Source organism: Candidatus Dechloromonas phosphoritropha (assembly GCA_016722705.1).
In the GTDB taxonomy this organism is placed as follows: Bacteria; Pseudomonadota; Gammaproteobacteria; order Burkholderiales; family Rhodocyclaceae; genus Azonexus; species Azonexus phosphoritrophus.
In genome coordinates, this window is the sequence record JADKGN010000001.1 from 846,097 (window position 1) to 860,698 (window position 14,602).

Sequence of the window (14,602 nt, forward strand, 5' to 3'; positions counted from 1 at the left end):
AACCTAAACTGCTCTGGTCCATTTCAGATAAGCGAAACGATGCTTGAGGGTTTGGCTTCATGACGACGCGTCGCGAGTTTCTCAAGACTGGCATCGCTGGCGCGCTGCTGCTTAACGTCGCCGGTTGCACCCGCCCTGCGGAGGGCGGCGATGGGCGGACGATGGTGCTGACGGCACTGATTCCTGTGTTTCTCAACGGCGCCCTGCCACCCAGCGGCGTGACGCGCCCTGAGTTGATCGCCCGCACCATCGCCGGCGTTGATAAGGCCATTGCCGGACTGTCACTCGCCACCCAAAGGGAAGTTGGCGAGTTGTTCGACCTGCTGAGCTTCACCCCAACCCGAATGATTGTCGCCGGCATCTGGTCCCCGTGGCCAGATGCCTCGCCGGAATCGATCGGGAAATTCCTCGAAAGCTGGCGCAACAGCCGCTTCGATCTGCTCAAATCGGGTTATGCCGCCCTGCATGACCTCATATTCAGCGCCTGGTATGCCCGGCCGGACACATGGACGGCCATTAACTACCCCGGCCCGCCAAAGGTGGAATGATGCGCGACCCGTTCCGTGAAGGACTCGCAGCCGGCTGGAACCACATCGATGCTTCCACGCTGGCCGCCGACCAGATGCTCGAGGCCGACGTGGTCATCGTCGGCAGTGGCGCCGGTGGCGGCGTGACCGCCGAACTGCTCTCGGAAGCCGGCCTCAAGGTCATCATCGTCGAGGAAGGCCCGCTCAGGACGAGCAGCGACTTCAAGATGCTCGAGTCCGAAGCCTACCCGGCGCTCTATCAGGAATCTGCCAGCCGCCTGACCACCGACAAGGCGATCAAGATTCTTCAGGGCCGATGCGTCGGCGGTTCGACTACCGTCAACTGGACCAGCAGCTTCCGTACGCCGCCGCCCACCCTGCACTGGTGGCAGACGGCACACGGTCTCAAGAATCTGTCGGTCGAGGCCATGGCACCCTGGTTCGCGGCAATGGAGCAGCGCCTGCATGTTGGCCTATGGCCCCTACCGCCGAATGAAAACAACGCCGTGCTGGCGCGCGGCGCCGAAAAGCTCGGCATCCCGGTCGCCGTGATCCCGCGCAACGTAAAGATGTGCTGGGATCTGGGCTACTGCGGCATGGGCTGCCCGACAAATGCCAAGCAGTCGATGCTGCTGACGACGATTCCCGCCGCACTGAGTCGGGGAGCAACCCTGATTTCATTGCTGCGCGCCGAGAAACTCGAGTTTTCCGGCAACAAAGTCACGGGACTCGACGGTCTCGCGCTGAAGGCCGACGGACTGCACCCGAGTGGCATCAGGGTCAAGCTCCGCGCCCGTCATTTCGTTCTGTCGGGCGGTGCGATCAACTCACCTGCCCTGCTGATGCGCAGCAAGGCCATCGACCCGCATGGCGTCCTTGGCAAGCGCACATTTCTCCACCCGACACTTGTCTCTGCCGCGCTTTTCGACACCCCGATCAGGGCCTATGCCGGTGCGCCGCAGTCGGTCTACTCCGATCATTTTCTCAAGCAGGCTGCGGTCGACGGTCCATTGGGCTTCAAACTCGAAGCCCCGCCGCTGCATCCGGTCCTCTTCGCGACGACCCTGCAGGGCTGGGGTGAAGCCCATGCCAGACTGATGCGCGAGTTTGCCAACAGCCAGACTCTGCTGGCACTGGTCCGTGACGGCTTCCATCCGGAAAGCCAGGGCGGCCGCGTGAAGCTCCGCGACGACGGGTCGCCGCTGCTCGATTACCCGCTCAACGAGACGTTCTGGGAAGCAGCACGGCGTGCACTGCTGGTGATGGCCGAAATCCAGTTTGCCGCCGGCGCGAAATGGGTGACGCCGGTTCATGAATCAGCAACTGGCTACAAGACCTGGAGCGAGGCGAAACAGGGTATCGCCGACCTGTCGCTCGCCCCCCTGCGCTGCCGTGTCGTCAGCGCACACGTTATGGGGGGTTGCGCCATGGCCGATGCACCGGAGCGCGGCGTGGTCAGCGACGAAGGCCGCCATTTCCAGATCGACAACCTTTCGGTCCTCGATGGCTCGCTGTTCCCAACCAGCATCGGCGCCAATCCGCAACTTTCGATCTATGGCCTCGTGGCGCGCAATGCCTCGCTGTTGGCCGCCGCTCTTGCCGGCAGGCCGCGCCCGGCAATTCTCTGAGAAGCGAAAAGTGGTTCCCCTCGCGCTCCTGATTTCGCTCCTTGCTGAACTGACCATCCAAGCAACACTCGCCCACCACTTTCTCGAGACGTCGTGGGCGGCTTCCGCAATCGTGGCGGCCGGTGCGATTTTCGCCCTGCGCGCGGTTGTCATCGCCACCACCTGGGCCTTCGCCCGCGCCTACCCTTCGCCGGCGCGCACGCTCACAATCGGTGAGTCTTTGCACATGATCATCGGCGAGTATCTGGCGTTCCTGCTGATTTTCGTGCTCATCCTCCCCTTCGAGCGTCTCTGGATGGGGCGCGACCGCATGCGGCCCTGCTCGCGACCACTGCTTCTCGTGCACGGCTACAACTGCAGTCGCGGTGTCTGGTGGCTGATGCGACATCGGCTCGAGACGGCCGGCCACACGGTCGCGACGGTCAGCCTTGTCCCACCCTACACCAGCATAGACAAATTGGTGCCCCTGCTCGGTCAGCGAATCGAAACGGTGTGCAAGGACACCGGCGCCGACCGGGTCGTTCTGGTCGCCCACAGCATGGGCGGACTGGTCTGTCGATCCTATCTGGCACGTCACGGCAGCGACCGGGTCGAACGACTGGTCACGATCGCCTCACCCCATTCAGGCAGCGAACTGGCGCGCATAGGCGTCGGAAAAAATGCCCGCGAAATGGAACCCGGCTCCCGATGGCTGAAAGACCTCGCCCGGGCAGGCTTGCCGGTTCCCGCCGTCGCAATCCGTACCCCGCACGACAACTTCGTCATGCCTCAGGACAACCAGCGCCTGCCCGGAGCAATTGATGTGGCACTTGAAGGAATCGGCCATCTGGCCGTCCTCCTCGCCAAGCGCACGACGACCGAACTGATTGCCGCCTGCCGTTAAGGCGTTCTCAAAGGGCCGCCAGGACCTCCGTACCATGATCCGGGCAGTCGGGGTCGTCAATCACGTGATTGATGCGACCTTTCTCGTCGATGATGAAGGTGACCCGCTCGCTGACCCCCGCCACGCTGCGCAGCAAACCACCCAGCCCTGATCCGGCGACGCCGTAGGCCTTTGCCACGGTCAGGTCGGTGTCGGCCAGCAGCGGAAAGTTCAGGTTGAACTTTTCCGTGAAGCGCTGGTGGGACTCCGTGCCTTGCGCCGAGACTCCCAGAATTGCCGCTCCCCTGGCGGCAATCTCGGCGTTCGCATCGCGCAGGCTGCACGCCTGCTTGGTGCAGCCGGGCGTACTGTCCATCGGATAGAAATACATGACCAGTTTGCGGCCGCGAAAATCCTCCAGTCGCAGGATGCTGCCGTCGGTTGCCGGCGCTGCGAAGTCCGGCGCCGGATCACCGGCCTTGAGATGGGTTGTCATCAGAAATCCTTGAGGTGAGTTGTCATCAGAAATAGATCCCGCGCATGACTTGCTGGAAGGCTACCTGATCGGCCGAGGGCTCGCTCGGTAACGCGCCGGCCTCCTTCCTTTTCGCGGCTTCCGAATCCGGGAACATACGGAAAGTCGTGTTCATGATGATCTGCGCTACACGTGGAACCAGCGCGTGCAACGTCTGACCGAAGATGCCAAGGCGACTGGCCACGCGCACCGGCTTGTGAATGATCGCCTCGCAGATCAGTTCCGCCGCTTCTTCCGGCGTCAGCGTCGGCACCTGATCGTAGAGTTTGGTGGGCGCGATCATCTGGGTCTTGACCAGCGGCATGTTGATCGTCGTGAAGTGGATACCGCGATCAGCAAACTCGGAAGCGGCACAGCGTGTCCACGCATCGAGCGCCGATTTCGACGCGACATAGGCCGAGAAGCGGGGCGCATTGGTCAGCACGCCAATCGACGAAATGTTGAGGATGTGGCCGCGCTTCTGCTGGATCATCCCCGGCAGGACAGTCATCGTAACCTTCAGGCAGCCGAAATAGTTGAGTTGCATCGTGCGCTCGTAATCATGGAAGCGCTCGAAGGAATTCTCGATGGCGCGGCGGATCGAACGACCGGCATTGTTGACCAGAATATCAACGACACCATGGTCGGCCACCACCTGCCGCGTCAGGGCCTCGCCGGAGGCCATGTCGGAAAGGTCGCCGAAATAGGCATGGAGCTTAAGTCCGGCGGCCTCGAACTCGCACACCGTTTCGTCTAGTTGCTCCTTGTCGTGGGCGATGGTGACGACGTGCGCGCCAGCTTCGGCGAGCTTCCAGGCAGTCGCCTTGCCGATGCCCGACGAAGCGCCAGTAACGAGCACCACGCGACCGTCAACCTGACCGCGCAGACTGAAATCGACGGAGAGATCGGGATCGAGGTGGCGCTCCCAGTAGTCCCATAAGCGCCAAGCGTAGTCTTCCAGGCGCGGCACCGCAATACCCGTTCCCTTCAGCGCCCGCGTCGTTTCGCGGCAGTCGAAGCGGGTCGGGTAATTGACAAAGCGAAAGATCTCATCGGGCAGCCCAAGATCCTTCAGTATGGCGCCGCGGATGCGGCGTACGGGGGTCAGCGCCATCAGGCTCTTGCGTATCTGACGCGGAATGAAGCTGAACAGCGCGGCGTTGATGCGCATCGACATCTCGGGCGCATGCGCGGCGCGAGCGAAGGTATTGAGCAGGTCGCCGACGCGCATCGGTGTCGGGTCGACGAGATGAAAGCACTTGCCGTCCTCACCTTTGAGGTGGGCGATATGGTCCACCGCGTTGATCACGAAGTCGACCGGCACCACATTGATCCGGCCGCCCTCGATACCGATCGTCGGCATCCACGACGGCAGTATCTTGCGCAGTCTCTGGATCAGCTTGAAGAAGTAGTATGGACCGTCGATCTTGTCCATCTCGCCGGTACGCGAATCGCCGACCACGAGCGCCGGCCGATAGACGCGCCAGGGAATGCCGCACTCGCGGCGGACGATCCCTTCCGAATCGTGCTTGGTCCTGAAATACGGGTGTTCAAGCCCTTCCGCCTCGTCGAACATGTCTTCGCGAAAAAGGCCTTCGTAAAGGCCGGCGGAGGCAATCGAACTGAACAGGTGAAAGTTTCTGGCGCCTATCGCTTCGGCGAACCGCACTGCATTCCGGGTCCCGTCGACATTGACGCGGAGCTGGCTCGCGGCATCCGCCTTCAGATCGTAGATCGCCGCCAGATGGAAGAAGTGCGTAGTCTTTTTGCCCAGTTTTTTGCAGTCGACCGCAGCAACGCCAAGCAGTGGCTGCGTCAGATCGCCGACCACCGGAATCACCTTGCTGGAATCACAACCCCAGAATTCATAAAGGCTCTGCAGTGAGTCTCTCTCGGACTCGCGAATCAGAATGAATACCGTGCTGTCGTCGCGCCCCAGCAACTTCCTGACCAGGCGCCTGCCGATAAAACCCGTTGCTCCGGTAATGAAATACTGCACTATCTTCTCCCAAATATCTGTTGCATGGCCTGACCTTTCTAGAGTCGCTCGCCCACTTAATTAGTGTGCCTCCTCTAGGGGAATATCCTACACTTGGTTCGTTGGCAGGGAATGAATCTGCCGTAACTTTTACTTTGAAGGAGTTGAACATGGTCAAGAAAGTCACCCCGCCTGCCGAGAAGCAACTGACTCAAACAGTCAAGGAATCCGCCCAACAGATCTGGTTGGCGGGTCTCGGTGCATTCTCCAAGACCCAGGAAGAAGGCACCAAGGTTTTCGACGCGCTGGTCAAGGAAGGCGAAGCCATCCAGAAGAAGACCCGCAAGAGCGCCGACGAAAAGATCGCCGACGTACGCAACGCCGCCGACGGCAAACTGGCCGGCGTGCGCAAGGTCGTGGACGCCAAAGTGGCGGCCGTGACCGGCAAGGTTACCGCCGTGACCGACAAGGCCAGTGGTAAGTGGGACAGTCTCGAGAAGGTTTTCGAAGATCGCGTTGCCCGCGCCCTTTCAAGCCTCGGCGTACCATCCAAGAGAGACATCGACAGACTGACCAAGCGCATCACGGAACTGACGGCGCTGGTCCAGAAGATGAGCGACGCGCAGGAAGGCACGGTTACCAAGGCAGCGCCGGTTCGCAAGTTGGCTGCCACGAAAAGCGTCGCCGCCCGGACGCCGGCCGAGTCCGCTGATGCCACTGCTGGTGCAGCAACTGCTTCCTAAGTAGCCATCCGGGACGCCCTTGGAGCGTCCGAAAAGGATGAACAGCAACAAGGATGCCCGGCTATGCCCGGGCATCTTTCATGTCCGGGTCATCGCCACATGAAGGGCTTGCAGTTGATCGTCATTCGAGCGGCGCCGCACCCTCTCCCGGCAACCTCGGCCTGGCGTCCTATAGTCAATTCCAATAGAGGTATGAGTCTGAGCGTCTGGTTTTGACTTTGGAATTTCCTATCAAAACGTAGGTGGTCTGTGGGGCTTGTGGGCAAAGGGAGGTGCGGTGGACAAGTCACGGATGTTGGTGACTTATCCACGGTCAGCGCCCCGGTTCTCTGGCGGTTTCTTGCCAGTGAATTGTCCACAAATCCACAGAGCGGGTTGGGGGTTTTTTTCCGGTAAGTTGTTTCAAGCGGCGGTTTTGGATCGTTGGTTGATGGAAAGAAAGAGTTGCTGCCGCGCCTGATTCATCCGCTCGGCGGCCTCGTTGTCCGACATCGCGGCAGCCGTTGTCCGTAAGGTATCGAGGGTGCTGTCCGGGCGCAGGAAGGCGATCACCTCGGGCACACTGGCCAGCTTCTCGAAGGGCGTCATGATCAGACGCAGGGGATAGCGCTTGCGGGTCTTGCCTTTTTTGTCCGTGATCGTTTCCGCGAACAGGCAGGGACGGTGGAAATTGACATAGGGATTCAGGTGCTCGGCACACCAGACATTCACCTCGACTGCGTAGCGTTGCGGAATATGGGCGTACCCCAGATGCTTGCGGACCACCGCCCCGTTCTTGGTTTCGGCCAAGTCATTGTCGTTGGAGTGGCGAGGGCGTGACTTGGTGAATTCGGCGGCCAGTTTGGTGAGCATCCTGGCCACCGTGTGATTGATGTACTCTGAACCATTGTCGGCGTGAAAGCCCAGAATGCGGAAGGGAAAGCCGGCCAGCAGGGCTTGGATGACCGGTAACAGGTAGGCTTCGCTGATCTTCTCGCAGGTCGCGACCAACTCCCACTGGGTCACGCAATCGACAGCATTGATGTGATAGACGCCCTTGATGCCGTCCTGATCGCCCTGATGCACGCTGTCGATGCGAATGAAGCGTCGGGCGTTGGCGCACGTCGTTCGCCGATGGGCGTACCGGTCGGTCGGGTCTTGGTGAATACCCGTCGGCGATCGATGTAGCCCCGGCGTTTGCGCAGATTGTACAAATGGCTGACCGAAATGGTGGCTAACCGCGTAAAGCGTGTGTCGCCAAAAATAGTGAGCGCCCGCATCATGAGATAGCGCGTCGCCGGACCGGAAAGCGTGCTGTGCAGACTGTCAATTTCTGCCAGCAGAGCAACGTCGGACTCGGTGAAGCGACGCACAAACCCGTGCTTCGGTGCCCGATAGGCTTTCGCCAGTTGGCCGACTCGCCGGTATCGAGCGACCAGTCGCGTCAGTTGCTGGCGGGAATAGCCCGTCGTCCGCCCCAGGTAGCGCAACACCAGCCCCTTGTCCGCTCGCCCAAGCCGGCTATAGCCAAATCGCTTGAGCACTGCTTCGATGTGGCGGTAGCGCTCTTCGTCTTGTCCACATCCTTGAAACTCGACCTCCTGCGTTGCCGCCAGAAATCCCCGCAACTGTTCCAGCATGACCAGCTTCTTCTCGTTCATGTCGATCACCATGCCCCGAATGATCGATCCTTTTACCCCCGCTCAGACTCAGTCCTCGTTGGAAACACACCCCACCCTTCAGACTCATACCATATTGGAAAAGACTCCTATTACCAGACTTCGGCACGCATGATGTATGCTTTCTCTCCGACAGATCGAGGGGGACTCCACATGGAAAAGAAGCCGAAACGCCGCACCCGGGAACGCATTCTCGAAACAGCACTTAGGCTTTTCAACGATTTCGGCGAGCCGAACGTGACGACGACCGTCATCGCCGACGAAATGGAGATCAGCCCTGGCAATCTCTATTATCACTTTCACAACAAGGACGAAATCGTCAACTCCTTGTTCGGCGACTACGAAAAGGAGATTGAGGCGCTGCTCACGGTGCCGGGCGGACGGACGTTGAGTACCGAAGACATCTGGCTGTTTCTCCACCTGCTCTTCGAGACGATCTGGAAATTCCGCTTTTTCTACCGCGACATCAACGATCTGCTGACCCGCAATCGCCTCGTCGAAACGCATTTCCAGCGTATTCTCGAGCGCAAGGAAAGAACCACCATCCGGGTCTATGAAGGATTAGCCGCCTCGGGCGTGTTGACCGCAACACCCAGCGAAATAAGCACCCTGGCGACTAACATGACGGTCGTCGCGACCTTCTGGCTATCATTCGAGCACGCCCGCCGCCCGCGCGGCCAACCGGATATCGGACGCGGCGTCTATCAGGTGATGTCGCTCTCAGCCCCCTACCTGCAAGGTGAGGCGCGCAGCCTGCTGGAGAAACTTTCGGCCGAATACATCAATAATCATTGAATATCACGAGACCATGAAGAAACAGGCCTGGACGAAGTTTCCGCACCCCGACAAGGCATTCTCGTATGCCGGCGCGGCCCTCACGAGAAACTGGGAGCGCCTGCACCGTGGCGACTGCGAGCCGTTTCCCGAAAACGTCGTCGCGCAGGATGCGTGGCGCGCCTATCACGCCGGCGACTTTGCCAAAGCCGTGGACATCGGCCTGGACGCTGGCTCCTCGGGCATCAACGCGGCCAACAAGGCGGCGATGATCCATGCCAATTATCTCGAGGACGACGAGCAGGCGCGATTGCAGCTTTTCCAGGACATCTGCGAGCGCTGCGTGGCATTGCAGGAAGCCGAACCGAAGAATGCCAACGCTTGGTACATCCATGCCTATGCGCTGGGCCGCTACAGTCAAGGAATTTCCATCGTCAAGGCGCTGGCCCAGGGTCTGGGCGGGAAGATCCGGCACAGCCTCGACCAGGCGCTGAAACTTCAGCCCAGGCATGCCGATGCGAACATCGCCCTCGGAACCTGGCATGCGGAAATCATCGACAAGGTCGGAAGCATAGTCGGCGGACTTACCTATGGCGCGAAGAAGGACATGGCGGAAAAGCATTTTCGTGCCGCGCTAGAACTTAACCCGGACTCATCGATTGCCCATACCGAATACGCCAACGGCCTCATTCTGCTGTTCGGTCGCTCGCGCTCGGGCGACGTCGACAGACTCCGTCAAGAAGCGGCCGCCTGCACCGCGGCCGACGCCATGCAAAGGCTCGACCTCGAGGCAGCCAGGGAACTGGTGGACTAAGAACTTATCCGTAAATAACATTCACTTTTAGTTTAATTTTTCTGAGCGCCATGATTGATGCGGCCAGGTGGTTGAGCGCCAAGAAACTGCGCTCAAGCTTCTCGTATCGCACCAACAATCTTCGGAAGCGGTTGAACCAGCTGTGGGCCACTTCGACGATCCAGCGCCGGGCTTTCTTCCTGGGGTCACGTTTGAGTTCGCCGGCCTCTTGTCCACGCCCCTTGACATGGGGGATGTAGCCGTGCTTCGCGATGATCGCCAATGCGGGCGCGCCGGTGTAGCCGGCGTCAGCGCAAAGGTGTTTGCTTCGCCGCTTGGGTGGCGACGGTCGCTTGACGACAATGGCCTCAAGCACAGCCACCAACCGAGAGACGTCGTGCCGATGGGCGCCGGTCACGACGAGCGACAACGGGACGCCACGACCGTCCACCAGCAAATGGCGCTTGCTCCCATTTTTTTCCCCGGTCCGTTGGATTGGGTCCAACGGTTGATTGCGCCATGGGGGCCTTCATCATCGCGCCGTCAATGCTTTGCCAGCGCCAGGCGATGCCTTCAAGGTCGTCGTATTCGGCAAGCCCGCGCTTCCATAGGGCTTCAAACACCCCGGCCTTCTCCCACGCCAGAAATCGGGCATGAATCGCACTGGAACTGCCAAAGCGCTCCGCCGGGAGTGCCTTCCACTGGCAACCTGTGCGCAGCACATAAACAATCGCCTCGAAGACCAGCCTGGCCTCTTTGGGCTTGCGCCCCCCGCCAGCCTTGCGGACGTAACTCCGATCTGCCAGTCGCTGGCGTATCGGAATCAGTGGCTCAACGCGCTTCCAGAATTCCTCGGTCACTTCCCATGACTTCACTTTTGCCATCATCTCCCCCAAACGCAATTCTCGCGCATGGGCAGTGATTATCCACTATTTACGGATAAGTTCTAAGACGACGCTATCTGTGGTCAAGCACTCCGGACTGTGGCAATCCCGGCCTCCTTACGGCAACTCCGCCGCCAGCGCCGCCGCCACCGCGTCAGGATCGCCGAGCCGTTCCCAAGGCTCCATCAACACCAGCATCAGGAACTTGTCGAACTCGCTGGCAAAGCGGTCTACGATGGCTTGAGGATCGGGAACAAGTTTGTGGTCGGTCATCAGGCCAAACTGCACCTTTCCGTCATACGAGAGAATTGAGACACCCATCCCGATGTCACCCGACTGCGGCACCCAGAACAACGGTTGGAGCAGCCTCGCGCCAGCCAGATAGAGCGCCGATGGTGGTCCCGGCACATTGGTCATGACCGCCGTCGTCTTGTTGGCCAGAAGATCAAGTACCGCCTTCTGGACAACCTTCGGAAGCATGCCGACCACTCCGAGAATGGTCAGCGTCAACGCCGCCTGATAGGAACCCTTCAGCCTCGCCATCCGCTTGCGAACCTCACACAGGCGGGCCAGCGGATTCTCGATGCCCACCGGCAACTCCAGCGCTACCAGGCCGAAGCGGTTGCCCAGCTTGCCCACGTCAGCCGGTCCACGCAGGTTGACCGGAACCATGGCGCGAATCTCGACGCCAGCGACGTCGTCGCCATGGTCAACCAGGTAGGCGCGCAATGACCCGGCAACCGCCGTCAGCAGCAAGTCATTGACCGAGCAGCCAAGCACCTTGCCTACTCCCTTGATCTCCGCCAGCGGAATCGGCTCCGACCAGGCAAGTTCCTTTCTGGTCCCGGGCTTGCCCTTGAAGCGTGTCGGACTGTCGTTCGTCATGAGGGTAAGCGTTGCGATTTCCGCAGCAACGTCGCGGGCGACGCCGATGATCTGCCCCGGATTGGACAGCAGGGGAGCATACCGCTCGCGCAGATCGAGCGCGAGGCGTGCGGAGCCCCGCACGGCGTCGGCGAGGGGGCGCCAAATTACCTGCCAGAAAACATCATTTTCGTGCTCGGCTTCATTGTCATTCTCGCCGGCAACCGGTGACGGCGCATGGCTGCCCGTGATCCCTGACGTGCCGTCCGCCAGCGCCAGGACCACGCCGACCAGCGCGATCCCGTCGGCGATGCTGTGGTGGATCCGCAGCACGAGCGCCTGCCCGCCCAAGGCCGTGTCGACCACAAGCATCTCCCACAGCGGCCGCCCGGGATCGAGGGGCTTGGCGACGAGATCGGCGACGAAACGCTGCAGTCCCGCCTTGCCCAGCCTGCCTCTGCGAACCACTCGACGCAGGTGGTTGCCGAGATCGAAATCCGGGTCATCCTGCCAGCAATAGCTCATTCCGTCGGCGACAACGCATTGGACAAAGCGGCGGTGGGTCAGCATGCGCTGCTCGACGGCAAGTCTGAGGCGCTCGAAATCCAGATTGCCCTCGAACAGCATGATCCCGACAATCTGCATCAGATTGCTCGGGCGATCCATGCGCAGCCAGGCTGTGTCGACGTTGGAGATGCGCTCGCGTGAAGGCATCGGAAGCTCCGTAAGTATTCAGGTGACTATAATACCGTCGTTTCCCACACAATTTGGAGCAGCGACCATGAGCAAACTCAAGTCAGCCTTCGACGACGCCGTTGCCGATTCAAAGATGCTCGCCGAACGCCCCGATAACCAGACCCTGCTGCGGATCTACGGCCTTTTCAAACAGGCCAGCGAGGGAGATGCGACGGGGAAACGTCCGGGCTTCACCAACTTGGTCGGCCGCGCCAAGCACGATGCTTGGGCAGCCCTGCAAGGCACCTCGTCGGATACGGCGATGCAGGCTTACGTCGATCTGATCATGGAGCTGAAAGGCTAGGCGAAGCGCGCGTCGAAGTAGTCGTGGATTTCGTGCTCAAGTCCGCTCTTGAACGGTCTGAGCAAAAATCCGAGATGGATGTGGATCGTCACCTCGCCTCTGCCAAGCGTCAATTGCCCGTGGACGCCCATGCGCTCGAAATGCAGAACACCCTCCTCGTCCCATTCGTGCTCCAGATTGAATTCCTTTTCCAGGTCGGCGGCAACCAACTCGGCGGCCGCTCGCGCCTTTTTCGCAGTCAGGCGATGTTTCTTGGTGATCAGTATTTCGCTCATCTTCATAGTTTACAGCACTACTGTCCGGAGATGTCCGGGGTGATGAGTTTTAACTGCTTGAAAGAAAGCACATAAACGATGTTCGTAGGTGTTGCCGATTTCAATGTGTTGGAAACTAACGGATTTTTCCGGGGGTGGTTCAATGCATACAGGGAAGCTGGTATTCGCCCAAGTGATGGATCATCTGCCACTGCACACCTTCTGGCGCTGCGTGGCCAAGTACCCTGGCCGTTACCCGACGCTCACTTTCTCTCACCTCGATCAGTTTCTGTGCATGGCCTTCGCGCAACTGACCTACCGGGAAAGCCTGCGCGACATCGAGACCTGCCTGCGTGCCCACGAAGCCAAGCTCTATCATCTGGGCATTCGCGGCGGCATCGCCCGCAGTACCTTGGCGGACGCCAACGAGAACCGCGACTGGCGCATCTATCAGGATTTCGCCCTCAGCCTGATCCAGACGGCGCGCAAACTCTATGCCGAGGACAGCTTCGGCTTGGAATTGACGCATACAGTCTATGCCCTCGACTCGACCACGATCGACTTGTGCCTGGCGCTCTTTCCCTGGGCGCGTTTTCGCAAACGCAAAGGGGCTGTCAAACTCCATACGCTCCTCGATCTGCGGGGCAACATCCCGACTTTCATTCACATCTCGGACGGCAAGCTCCACGATGTCAATATCCTCGATCAGATCATTTTCGAGGCTGGCAGTTTCTACGTCATGGATCGGGGTTATATCGATTTCGCCCGACTCCACGCCCTGCATCTGACCCAAGCTTTCTTTGTCACGCGCGCCAAATCCAACCTTCAATACCGGCGGGTCTATTCGCATCCAGTCGACAAAACGACCGGTCTGCGTTGCGACCAAACCATCATGCTGACCGGGCCACGGCCCAGCCAGGGTTACCCAATCCATTTGCGTCGGGTGAAGTTCTACGATGCCAAGCACGACAAGTTGCTCGTTTTCCTCACCAACAATTTCGACCTTCCTGCCCTGACCATCGCCGAGTTGTACCGCTGTCGCTGGCAGGTGGAACTCTTTTTCAAATGGATCAAGCAGCATCTGCGAATCAAGGCATTCTTCGGGACTTCAGAGAACTCAGTCAAGACTCAGGTCTGGATCGCAATCGCCGTTTATGTGCTCGTCGCCATCCTCAAAAAACGGCTGAAATCCATGGCATCGCTCTACACAATCCTACAGATTCTGAGCCTGACTCTGTTCGAGAAAACACCAATCAATCAACTGATTACAAATATCAAATCCAATCAGGAGGAACCACAAATGACTAACCAATTGAATTTATTCACGAAAATCTCCGGACAGTAGTGAGTTTACAGATGAAGCGCCAAATCGAGAACAAGCCGGAGCAACTATTACGCTAAACCCTTGCTGCCCATCATCTCGTTGCAGGCGTCCCTGCTGACAGTTTCGGCTTTTTTCGGGCTGGAAATCTCGACTTCATCGTAAATACGCCTGATGATGATTTTGGCGATGTGCGCGCCGGCACTGCCATCCTCGACAAAGACTTTCATCGGCCGCCCCTTTTCGCGATCGTGGTAGTCCTGCACCGCGAAGTCGCGGACCCGCTCGTAGAAGCGTATCTTCCGGGCGTCCGGCATCCCATCGCCGTACTTGGCGGCATGGGCGGCACAATGCTGGTCAGGATCAGTAATCTGCAACCGGCAAGGGTCGGTATTCTCATTCCGCCGGCTCCTGAATCGAGGTGAGAATTGGCCAGGATATCCTGAACCTCCTGTTCCTTGAGGCCATTCACCACACCGACGGTGCCCTCCTCGCCATGCGGGCGATCGCCTTTGCGGTAGAGGTCAACCTGGCTCTTGAGGTAATTCGTGTATTGTCCGATCAGCATCGGGAACATGCCTATACCGTTTATTTTCGTTCTTTTCTCGATGTCGACCGCAAACTCCGCGCTGGAGACGAGCACGCCCGCAAGAAACAGTGGGAGAAATCTGGAGCGAATCGTGCAAGGGAACTCCTCAGTTCGATGCGGCGAATTGTCGCACCTCCTCGGTAATCGGCAATTGACACAAATCACGCATAATCC

Annotated in this window: 15 protein-coding genes and 1 pseudogene; 9 read left to right on the forward strand and 7 right to left on the reverse strand. The window is 59.5% G+C overall.

The genetic code is table 11. The features are described 5' to 3' along the window. The first annotated feature begins 59 nt into the window (after window positions 1-59). Genes IPP03_04180 through IPP03_04190 form a run of 3 tightly spaced genes read left to right on the forward strand, consistent with a single transcriptional unit; the run spans window position 60 to window position 3,038 of the window. A complete protein-coding gene (locus IPP03_04180; GenBank protein ID MBL0351900.1) occupies window positions 60-548 on the forward strand; it encodes a hypothetical protein in 489 nt (162 codons plus the stop codon). Then, window positions 548-2,155, forward strand: coding sequence for a GMC family oxidoreductase (locus IPP03_04185; GenBank protein MBL0351901.1), 1,608 nt, complete (start codon window positions 548-550; stop codon window positions 2,153-2,155). The genes IPP03_04180 and IPP03_04185 overlap by 1 nt, the downstream gene beginning before the upstream one ends. After that, on the forward strand, window positions 2,100-3,038 hold the full coding sequence (locus tag IPP03_04190) for an alpha/beta fold hydrolase (GenBank protein MBL0351902.1): 939 nt from the start codon (window positions 2,100-2,102) through the stop codon (window positions 3,036-3,038). The genes IPP03_04185 and IPP03_04190 overlap by 56 nt, the downstream gene beginning before the upstream one ends. A 7-nt stretch (window positions 3,039-3,045) precedes the next feature. Here IPP03_04190 and IPP03_04195 read toward each other — a convergent pair whose 3' ends face one another. Continuing rightward, complete coding sequence (locus IPP03_04195) at window positions 3,046-3,513, reverse strand: peroxiredoxin (protein MBL0351903.1); 468 nt, start codon at window positions 3,511-3,513, stop codon at window positions 3,046-3,048. Between the two features lie 25 nt (window positions 3,514-3,538). After that, window positions 3,539-5,530 carry an SDR family oxidoreductase gene (locus tag IPP03_04200; GenBank protein ID MBL0351904.1) on the reverse strand — a complete coding sequence of 664 codons (1,992 nt, stop codon included), beginning with the start codon at window positions 5,528-5,530 and terminating at the stop codon, window positions 3,539-3,541. Window positions 5,531-5,679: 149 nt separating this feature from the next. Here IPP03_04200 and IPP03_04205 point away from each other — a divergent pair, with 149 nt between their 5' ends. Continuing rightward, window positions 5,680-6,252 (forward strand): phasin family protein, encoded by a 573-nt coding sequence (locus tag IPP03_04205; GenBank protein MBL0351905.1) that lies wholly within the window; start codon window positions 5,680-5,682, stop codon window positions 6,250-6,252. A 402-nt stretch (window positions 6,253-6,654) separates the two neighbouring features. Here the strand turns inward: IPP03_04205 and IPP03_04210 are convergent. Beyond that, window positions 6,655-7,904, reverse strand: a pseudogene (locus IPP03_04210) (integrase). 159 nt (window positions 7,905-8,063) lie between these two features. Here IPP03_04210 and IPP03_04215 point away from each other — a divergent pair. Both IPP03_04215 and IPP03_04220 read left to right on the forward strand, forming a co-directional pair. Beyond that, window positions 8,064-8,705 carry a TetR family transcriptional regulator gene (locus IPP03_04215; protein ID MBL0351906.1) on the forward strand — a complete coding sequence of 214 codons (642 nt, stop codon included), beginning with the start codon at window positions 8,064-8,066 and terminating at the stop codon, window positions 8,703-8,705. 13 nt (window positions 8,706-8,718) lie between these two features. Beyond that, entirely contained in the window at window positions 8,719-9,498 is a 780-nt protein-coding gene (locus IPP03_04220; GenBank protein MBL0351907.1) for a hypothetical protein, read from the forward strand. A 4-nt stretch (window positions 9,499-9,502) separates the two neighbouring features. Here IPP03_04220 and IPP03_04225 read toward each other — a convergent pair. Both IPP03_04225 and IPP03_04230 read right to left on the reverse strand, forming a co-directional pair. Beyond that, a protein-coding gene (locus IPP03_04225) for an IS5 family transposase (protein ID MBL0351908.1) occupies window positions 9,503-10,364 on the reverse strand; the annotation gives its coding sequence in 2 pieces (ribosomal slippage) (window positions 9,503-9,956 and window positions 9,955-10,364; 864 coding nt in all). Between the two features lie 114 nt (window positions 10,365-10,478). Then, a complete protein-coding gene (locus tag IPP03_04230) occupies window positions 10,479-11,939 on the reverse strand; it encodes a wax ester/triacylglycerol synthase family O-acyltransferase (GenBank protein MBL0351909.1) in 1,461 nt (486 codons plus the stop codon). 67 nt (window positions 11,940-12,006) lie between these two features. Between IPP03_04230 and IPP03_04235 the strand changes: the two genes are divergently transcribed. Further along, window positions 12,007-12,264 (forward strand): acyl-CoA-binding protein, encoded by a 258-nt coding sequence (locus IPP03_04235; GenBank protein ID MBL0351910.1) that lies wholly within the window; start codon window positions 12,007-12,009, stop codon window positions 12,262-12,264. Here the strand turns inward: IPP03_04235 and IPP03_04240 are convergent. Continuing rightward, window positions 12,261-12,539, reverse strand: coding sequence for a polyhydroxyalkanoic acid system family protein (locus IPP03_04240; GenBank protein MBL0351911.1), 279 nt, complete (start codon window positions 12,537-12,539; stop codon window positions 12,261-12,263). The genes IPP03_04235 and IPP03_04240 overlap by 4 nt on opposite strands. 142 nt (window positions 12,540-12,681) lie before the next feature. Between IPP03_04240 and IPP03_04245 the strand changes: the two genes are divergently transcribed. Further along, window positions 12,682-13,863, forward strand: coding sequence for an IS4 family transposase (locus tag IPP03_04245; protein ID MBL0351912.1), 1,182 nt, complete (start codon window positions 12,682-12,684; stop codon window positions 13,861-13,863). A gap of 47 nt (window positions 13,864-13,910) precedes the next feature. On the opposite strand, the gene IPP03_04250 is transcribed toward IPP03_04245, so the two are convergent. After that, window positions 13,911-14,156 carry a hypothetical protein gene (locus IPP03_04250; GenBank protein ID MBL0351913.1) on the reverse strand — a complete coding sequence of 82 codons (246 nt, stop codon included), beginning with the start codon at window positions 14,154-14,156 and terminating at the stop codon, window positions 13,911-13,913. Between the two features lie 104 nt (window positions 14,157-14,260). Between IPP03_04250 and IPP03_04255 the strand changes: the two genes are divergently transcribed. Further along, window positions 14,261-14,572 (forward strand): hypothetical protein, encoded by a 312-nt coding sequence (locus IPP03_04255; GenBank protein MBL0351914.1) that lies wholly within the window; start codon window positions 14,261-14,263, stop codon window positions 14,570-14,572. The last annotated feature ends 30 nt before the right edge of the window (window positions 14,573-14,602 follow it).

Coding starts and splice junctions, on each gene's coding strand:
- IPP03_04205 (MBL0351905.1), top strand. CDS start 5,680: ATGGTCAAGAAAGTCACCCCGCCTGCCGAGAAGCAACTGACTCAAACA.
- IPP03_04240 (MBL0351911.1), bottom strand. CDS start 12,539: ATGAGCGAAATACTGATCACCAAGAAACATCGCCTGACTGCGAAAAAG.
- IPP03_04230 (MBL0351909.1), bottom strand. CDS start 11,939: ATGCCTTCACGCGAGCGCATCTCCAACGTCGACACAGCCTGGCTGCGC.
- IPP03_04235 (MBL0351910.1), top strand. CDS start 12,007: ATGAGCAAACTCAAGTCAGCCTTCGACGACGCCGTTGCCGATTCAAAG.
- IPP03_04195 (MBL0351903.1), bottom strand. CDS start 3,513: ATGACAACCCATCTCAAGGCCGGTGATCCGGCGCCGGACTTCGCAGCG.
- IPP03_04250 (MBL0351913.1), bottom strand. CDS start 14,156: ATGCCGGACGCCCGGAAGATACGCTTCTACGAGCGGGTCCGCGACTTC.
- IPP03_04180 (MBL0351900.1), top strand. CDS start 60: ATGACGACGCGTCGCGAGTTTCTCAAGACTGGCATCGCTGGCGCGCTG.
- IPP03_04245 (MBL0351912.1), top strand. CDS start 12,682: ATGCATACAGGGAAGCTGGTATTCGCCCAAGTGATGGATCATCTGCCA.
- IPP03_04215 (MBL0351906.1), top strand. CDS start 8,064: ATGGAAAAGAAGCCGAAACGCCGCACCCGGGAACGCATTCTCGAAACA.
- IPP03_04190 (MBL0351902.1), top strand. CDS start 2,100: ATGCCTCGCTGTTGGCCGCCGCTCTTGCCGGCAGGCCGCGCCCGGCAA.
- IPP03_04220 (MBL0351907.1), top strand. CDS start 8,719: ATGAAGAAACAGGCCTGGACGAAGTTTCCGCACCCCGACAAGGCATTC.
- IPP03_04185 (MBL0351901.1), top strand. CDS start 548: ATGCGCGACCCGTTCCGTGAAGGACTCGCAGCCGGCTGGAACCACATC.